4 protein-coding genes and 1 pseudogene are annotated in these 7609 nt (G+C 67.7%); 2 read left to right on the top strand and 3 right to left on the bottom strand.

The features are described 5' to 3' along the window. The first annotated feature begins 446 nt into the window (after positions 1 to 446). Entirely contained in the window at positions 447 to 4727 is a 4281-nt protein-coding gene (locus JZ791_RS42930) for a protein-glutamine glutaminase family protein (protein ID WP_216903523.1), read from the top strand. 40 nt (positions 4728 to 4767) lie between these two features. Next, complete coding sequence (locus JZ791_RS42935; protein WP_216903525.1) at positions 4768 to 5649, top strand: LysR family transcriptional regulator; 882 nt, start codon at positions 4768 to 4770, stop codon at positions 5647 to 5649. On the opposite strand, the gene JZ791_RS42940 is transcribed toward JZ791_RS42935, so the two are convergent. The 3 genes and pseudogenes from JZ791_RS42940 to JZ791_RS45805 all read right to left on the bottom strand — a co-directional run. Further along, complete coding sequence (locus tag JZ791_RS42940; RefSeq protein WP_216903527.1) at positions 5624 to 6526, bottom strand: SDR family oxidoreductase; 903 nt, start codon at positions 6524 to 6526, stop codon at positions 5624 to 5626. The genes JZ791_RS42935 and JZ791_RS42940 overlap by 26 nt on opposite strands. Positions 6527 to 6552: 26 nt before the next feature. Next, entirely contained in the window at positions 6553 to 7296 is a 744-nt protein-coding gene (locus JZ791_RS42945) for an SDR family oxidoreductase (RefSeq protein WP_216903529.1), read from the bottom strand. Positions 7297 to 7350: 54 nt separating this feature from the next. After that, positions 7351 to 7609, bottom strand: a pseudogene (locus JZ791_RS45805) (hypothetical protein); the annotation flags it as partial.

Genomic DNA, 7609 nt, shown 5'->3' on the forward strand with positions numbered 1-7609 from the left:
CCACCGGCCCCCGCGACAAAACAATCCCCGAACTCCCCGCCGACACCCGCATCGGCGCACGCGAAGACCGCGCGACCGGATCACCCGGCGGTCCATCGACCGGTCCCGGCGCGAGCGGCAACACGACCACGATTCCCCGCGACGACACAACCGGGCAGCGGAGCAGTATCCCGGCGACCGACGGCAGCACACACACTCCCGGAGACACCCCACACCGAACCTCCCGGAGATCACAGGGACTACAACGGCTGCAGCGCTTCGCATCCCGTATCCGCGGCCAGGACGCCCCTTCGCAGCCAACCGGTGACGCGTCGATATCCCGTGCAGCGCAACCTATCCGAACGCGCCCGGCCGCAGGCACGTCATTCTCCCCCGTCAGCACTCTCTTTCGGCGATACTCACTCCGGTCGAACAGCAGCACAACGGCTTTCACCACACACGAGGCAATGAGCGCGTCCCATGGCGTCACCTCGTCCGCAGCCGTCGCCGGCGATCCCGCGCACCCACGAGTGCTGCTACCGCTCGACACCGTGTTCCGAATTACCGGGATGGACAACGGGCGCGTCACCGCTGAGGTGGTCCCTTCCGATCCGGCTCGCGAGGGCGTTCGCTACATACCGATCGGTGATCCGTCCCTGGATCCGACCGAAGCGGCAGCGGACGCGATACCGGACCAGGGCCGTCTAGTCGGGGGCGTGCGTTACTTCAGCGACGACGCCGCGCGTGAGAATTTCGCGCACACAGGTCGATTCACGGACGATCAGCACCGCGAGCCGCCGCCCACCGAAGACCGGAAAGGCAAGGGACGCAGCGATACTCGACCCACCGGCGGATCGAGCGAGGGTCAGCGCGCCGCCGATATTACGGGCCCGGACACTGGAACCGCCGAAACCACCCGGCCCCCAGAGGATTCCGATACACCGCAGGTGCCCGAGCAACCCTACGCACAGGCTCTGGGCGCGATGCTTGCCGGGCCCGGCCCGGTCGACTTCGCCCGCGTGCTGACCATCCTGCGCCACAACACCATTCACGGGAACAGCCGCCTGTTCGAGGCAACGTTCGCCGGTGAGCGCGCGGGTACCCTGCCGAACGCGGTCCGCCACGCGATCGAACAGCGGCGGATGACACGCTCCCAGGCACAGCGGATGACACGGCTGATGGGCCGCGCACCGGCACAGACGCTGCCCGCCGACGCCCCCGCACCGCCCCGCACGGCGGCTCGGCCGGGCCAGGCGCCGGAGAAACTGCCGGAGGTACGCGCCTACGTGCAGGCGATCCGCAGCGCACCCACCCCCGAAGCCGTTGTGGCACTGGTGGAACAACTGGACCGCAACCCGCGCAAGCTGTGGGCGATACAAGAGGGATACCTGCAGCCCGAGGGACGCGACCTCGCCGAAGACCTGCGCACCGCGCTGCCCAAGGACACCGATTACATCGATCACCTGTTCGCCGAGCCGCCGGCGCGATCCACGGCGTGGGAACCGGGCAGTGAGCCGGTACCGGTGGAGTGGCACACCGCCCGGAAATGGTTCGAGCACATCGAAACCATGAGCTTCGAACACTGGACCGGTGATCACCCGGTACCCCACGACTACCTCGACACCGGATGCGTCCAACTGGCGCACCACGTGACGCTGGAGCTGATCCGGCTGGGCACCCATCCCCGCAAGATCCTGGTCAACGGCGCGGACCTGCGAGCCCGGCAAGTCCTGCCGGACGGCTCGGTCAATCAACTGAACTGGGATCACCACGTCGCCAACCTCGTGTACACCCGCGACCAGGACGGTCACGCCGACTGGATGGTCTGGGATCCGGCGGTGGCCCGCACACCGGTACCCATCCGCGACTGGCTGACCTCGATACACCTGGACCCCGACAAGGCCGAACATATCGAGGGCCCCGTCGGGCACGTCATCGACACGTTCGATCAGCGCCGCGCCGATGACAGGGCCCAGGACCACGCGTGGCAACGCTGGACCACACGGGGCTACCTGCGCAATCAGACCGTGGTCGTCACCGACGCACACACGATGGCCCTGGCTCCGGGCCATCTGCTACCGCCGCACACCGACGACAAGACGCACCACTGGGAGACACTCCGAGAACTCGACCGAGCACTGGTGAGCGACGATTCCGATGCTCGCTTGCTGCACAACCTGGACATCATGGCGCGCCGGAACCTCGGCGGACAGGTCCGCAAGGCTGTCGGCGACTACCTGGACACTCGCGAAGCCGAGGGAACGCCACCGGCCGAGAGCGACATCGTCGATATCGTTCACTCGATGATGCAGGGCAATCCGGCCAGAGCAGATCTCCTGGAGTACAACCCCGCACTCACCGGGCTGCTGCGCGGAGAACTACGTACCCGGTTCGACGCTCTGCTGACGGCAACCCGGGACTCGGACGCGGATCACGACTACGCCTCACAACTCACCACGCTCCTGACGGGCGCCGGGCCGGTCGACTTCCGCGCACTACTGGACAACCTGCGCCAAGCGACGGCGCGACGCGACCACGCCTTCCTGCAAGCCGCCTACCAATCCGCCTACAAAGACCGCACGGACCGCACGGTCCGGTTGGCGGACGCGGTGCGTCACGCCCATGCCGAGGGCCTGTTGACCAGCGCGCAGGCGTCCCGGGTGGCGCGGTTGATGGGCTGGGCCCCCGACGCGGTACCCGCTGCCGCGCCGGCGCCGCCCCGGATCGTCGGAGAGCAACCGGAGAATCTGCCGGAGGTGCGGCGCTACGCGCACGCGGTGTGGGAGCAGATCGACGCACACCAGGCCGAGACCGCGCTCGCACTCGTGACACGACTGGACCGCGATCCCCGCGCGCTGTCGGCCGTGCAGAGTGCCTACCGCGATGTATCCGAGGGACGCGAACTGCTCACCGACTTGCACACCGCACTGCCCGACGAGCACGACTACATCGACCACGTGTTCGCCCGGCCACCGGCGAAGCTCGCGATCTGGGGCCCGGATTCGACACCGACGCCGGTCCAGGAGGACACCGCGCTGGACTGGATCCGGGGCCTGGACCGCATGACCTTCGAAGACGAGAACGGAGACCAGCCGCTGTCCGCTCTCGACGTCGGGTCGCCCGAACGCGCGCACCGGACAGCGCTGGAACTGACCCGGCTGGGCGCCTATCCTCGCAGGGTCATCGTCAGCGGCGAGGGCATACAGTACGTCGGCAACCTCGTGTACACCGTCGAATTCGGCATCCCTGACTGGCAGGTCTTCGACCCCGCCCTGGGCAGAACGCCATTCAGCCTGGACGAGGTCCTGGTGGCGCTGAAGGTGCCACGGGCCGCGCTGACTCGGCAGCTCAGCGGCCCGGCGACAGGGATCACCGAGACCCTGGCCGCGCTTCGCGCCCAGGACCCCACACGATGGACAGCCGAGGGTGACCCCCTCGATCCGATGATCGTGATCACCGATCCCCTTCCGGCACACGTGTCTCCAGAAGCTCTGGGCCCGACTTCCCTCACCCGTACGATATCGCGGAGTCCGGCCCACCCGGGGCAAGCGCCCACATACCCGATCGACACCGAGCGCTGGCGGCCCCTGCGGGCCGATGCGGACGATCCGGGCCTGCAGGACGCCTTCGTCCTACGTCCGGGTCATCCGGAAGGGCGGCCCACGATGGATCGAGGCAGCCGCAGTGGAATTCGGCAGGTCGTGCGCTACGACCTCACCACCGAGCCGAACGAGTGGAAATTCCGGCTGCGAGTCCACCTGAAGCCCGGCGCCGGAGCGACGGATTCCACTCTGGCCGAGATCATGAACAAGGCCGGTACCGCCAATCAGAGCATCAATCAGGACATCGATGAATCCGGCCTGGAACTGCCCGGAACCGGCGCGAAGATGTCGTCCCGGGTGGAGTTCGTCGACGATCCGAGGGCTGCGCACCTGGTAGTGGAGGCTCTGCCCGGGCTACCGAGCGAGGACCTTCCGATGAACCAGCTGCGGTGGTTCGCCGCAGTGCCGCCGAAGAAGATCAAACACGAGATCATGCACTCGTACGGACCGCAGGACTCGTACCGGCTCAGCCGCGGTCTGCTGCGTCCGACGGGCCCCCGCGCCCAGGCACGACCCGGCGACCTGATGGGTCATCTGAGCGACGATGAGCCCTATACGGTGCTCGACGACCACTTGGCCCAGATCATCGAGGTAGCCGCCCCCTTCCTGCCGGCGCACCCCGACATTCCGCGTCCGGGCAACCGGCAACCGAACCCCCAGCCCCCGGCAGACGAGCAGGCGCACGACGAATTCGACCTGCCGCCGGAGGTCAACCAGGACTTGCTCGTGCCGACCGACCAGAACCGGGTCGTCGAGAGCGAACCCGGCATCATCGTCTACCACACCGGCGAGCTGATGCCGACCGAGGCGTTCGAGAACGGCATCCCGCCCAAGAACCCGGACAATCCCCAGACCATTCAAAACCACGTCAGCACGACCGGAAAGACCCAGTTCGTGTCGACATCGATGGACCCGACCTACATCCACAAGCACTATCGGTGGCGCTACAAGGTCCGGACGTCGACCTCCGGCGTCGACGTTGCCGAGACCTTCGCCCTGCAGGGACACCGCTACGTGTTCAACTGGGAGAAGGAGGTCGCCTTCACCGAAGCGATCCCGGCCGAGGACATCATGGAGGTTCTCGACCGCAGAACCGGAGAGATCATCCCGAACCCCAGTTACCGTCACTCCCAGGCCAGTCCATAACGTCGATCACATCGTTGTGCGCGAACGATAGGTTGAGGCCATGGAACTGCGTCACCTCCGCTACTTCGCCGCGGTCGCCGAGGAGCTGCACTTCGGCCGGGCCGCCGCCCGGCTCTTCGTGACGCAGTCGACCCTGAGCGTGCAGATCCAGCAGCTCGAGGCCGAGGTCGGCGGCCCGCTGTTCGCCCGGACGAGCCGTCAGGTGGAGCTCACCGAGTCCGGGCGGCTGATGTACGCCGAGGCGCTCCGGGCGCTCGACCAGGCGGACCGGACGCTGTACGTCGCCCGGCAGTCGGTCCTCGGCGAAGCCGGGTCGATCAGGATCGGTTTCGCCGGTGTCGCCGCGTTCAACGGCATCCTGCCCACCGATCTGCGCGCGTTCCACGACGCCCACCCCGCCGTCGAGATCGAGGTCCGCGAGATGGCGCTGGACGAAGTCGTCGACGAGTTGGCCGGCGGCGCGATCGACCTCGGCTACACACCCGAAATGGCGTGGACATCGTCCATGGACTGTCTCGATCGCCGGGTACGCGCGCCCATCGTGTTGGCCGCCGCGGTACGCGGTGACCACAGACTGGCCGGCCGGGGCGTCGTACAGAAGGCCGACCTGGCCGCCGAAACCTTGATCCTGCCGACCAGCGGCTCCGACACCCTGACCATCGAGGAGCGGATCCGCCCGACCACTCCGGGCACCGACGCGCGTGTGCGCCTCGTTCCGACCACCCTCGCCGTCCTGGCCCTCGCCGCCGCCGGCCTGGGCGTGGGAATCGTCCCGCAGGAGACCTCGCTCCTGGCCGTCGGCGGTCTGGTCTACCTGCCGATCGCCGAGGTAACCGGACCGGACCTACTCGTCCTGACCCGCCGCGACGAAACGCTGGGGCCGGTCTTGGCCTATCTCAGGACACTGACGGGTCGAGCCTGACCTGGAGTAGCTGAGCCATCCCCATGCGGGTGACGAAATCCGCCGCGGAAGCACGGGCGACCTCGTTCACCTCGGCAACGTTGGAGCGGGTGAAATCCACGACGCTGCGGAAGGGCTTGTCCCCGACGGGGAGGCCGACGATGCGCACGATCTCGTCGGCGACGGTGGCCGGATCGGGGTCGGAGCCGGGGGCGTACAGGCCCGCGGTCGCGGCATCGTAGCCGGCCACCAGTGGGTCGAGTTCGGCGTAGGCGGCGGCGACTTGCTGGTCCGCGGCCCGGCCGGCGTTCGGGAAGTGGTCGGTACCCCGGGTGAAGGCCCCGGGCATGACGATCACGGTCTCGATGCCGAGGTGGGCGACCTCGTACGCGGTGACCTGGGCCAGCGCATCGAAGGCGAACTTCGAGGCGACATAGGGACCGAGGAACGGCGGCACGCTGACGGTGGTGGTGCTGCCGACATAGAGCAAGGTTCCGGAACGGCGTTCGCGCATGGACGGCAGCACGGCGCGGTTGACGCGCTGCACGCTGAAGGCGTTGACGTCGAACAGATGCGCGATCTCCTCCACGGTGAACGCCTCGGTATATCCCAGCGCGAGGTGACCGGCGTTGTGCACCACGGCGTCGATGCGGCCGACCTCGGCGACGACGGCCTTCGCCGCTTGGTCGGCGGACTCCTGCGACTGGACGTCGAGGTCGACGACGCGCAGGTCGACGCGGTCGCGTCCGGCGAGGTCCAATAGTTCGCGCGCCTTGCCCTGATTGCGTCCGGCGCTCTCGCGTATGCCGGCGTAGACGGTGTGGCCGGCGGCGGCCAGCGCCCGCGCGGTGAGGTTGCCGATACCGGAAGAGGCGCCGGTGATCAGGATTACGGACATGGTTGTACTCCTTTATGGAAGACCGGTCAGTGGCTCGACAGCAGGGCCAGAACGTTGTCGTACGTGCCGTCGGTCGCGGCGTTGCGCAGGAACTTGACGTTCTCGACGAGGATTTCCCTCGCGTCGGGCTGCGCGCGCAGCAGGGCCATGGTCTCGGCGAGGAACTCCTCGAGCGGCATCGCGGACTCGAGGTCCTGCTGGTTCATCAATGTGGTGCGAACCGCCGGTGGCACCAGTTCGATCACCTGGATGCCGGTCCCCGCGAGCTGGACCCGCAAGCCCTCACTGAAGGAGTGCACCGCGGCCTTGGTCGCGTTGTAGGTCGGGGTGATCGGCAGCGGCACGAACGCCAGCCCGGAGCTGACGGTGAGGATCGCCGCGTCGTCCTGGGTCAGCAGGTGCGGCACGAAGGCGTAGACCGTCCGGATGGTACCCAGCAGGTTCGTGGCGACGGTGTCCTCCGCCACCCGCAGCGAGTGCGGATCACGCAGGTTCTCGGTCACCATGATCCCTGCGGCGGTGACGACGACATTGAGGTTCGGATACGCGGCGACCAACTGCCGCCGCGCCCGTGCGATCGACTCGGGGTCGGTCACATCGAGTTCGACGGTCCCGACCCCCGGATGCTCGTCGGCGATGCGCTCCAACAGTTCCCTGCGACGCCCCGCGACGACGACCGTGTTACCGGCCTCGCGCAAGCGCAACGCCAGCCCGAGGCCGATGCCCGAGGTTCCGCCGGTGACCAGAATCGTGTTACCCGTGATCTTCATTGGTGGTGCTCCCTCTATCTCTGTGACTTCGTTTATCCGGCCTTGGTCGGAAGGTCAGCGGCGGCTCGAGGCCACCTCGCCCATGCCGACGTCGAGTCGGTGGCGCAGGAAGGCTCCGATATGGTCGAGGGCGAGAGCGCCCTCGTCGAGGTCGGCGGCGAAGCCCTGGAATACGTGCGGCGCACCCTCGGCGAGGAACTCCTCGAGCGGCATCGCGGACTCGAGGTCCTGCTGGTTCATCAATGTGGTGCGAACCGCCGGTGGCACCAGTTCGATCACCTGGATGCCGGTCCCCGCGAGCTGGACCCGCAAG

It is taken from the genome of Nocardia alni (genome assembly GCF_019038435.1).
In the GTDB taxonomy this organism is placed as follows: domain Bacteria; phylum Actinomycetota; class Actinomycetes; order Mycobacteriales; family Mycobacteriaceae; genus Nocardia; species Nocardia alni.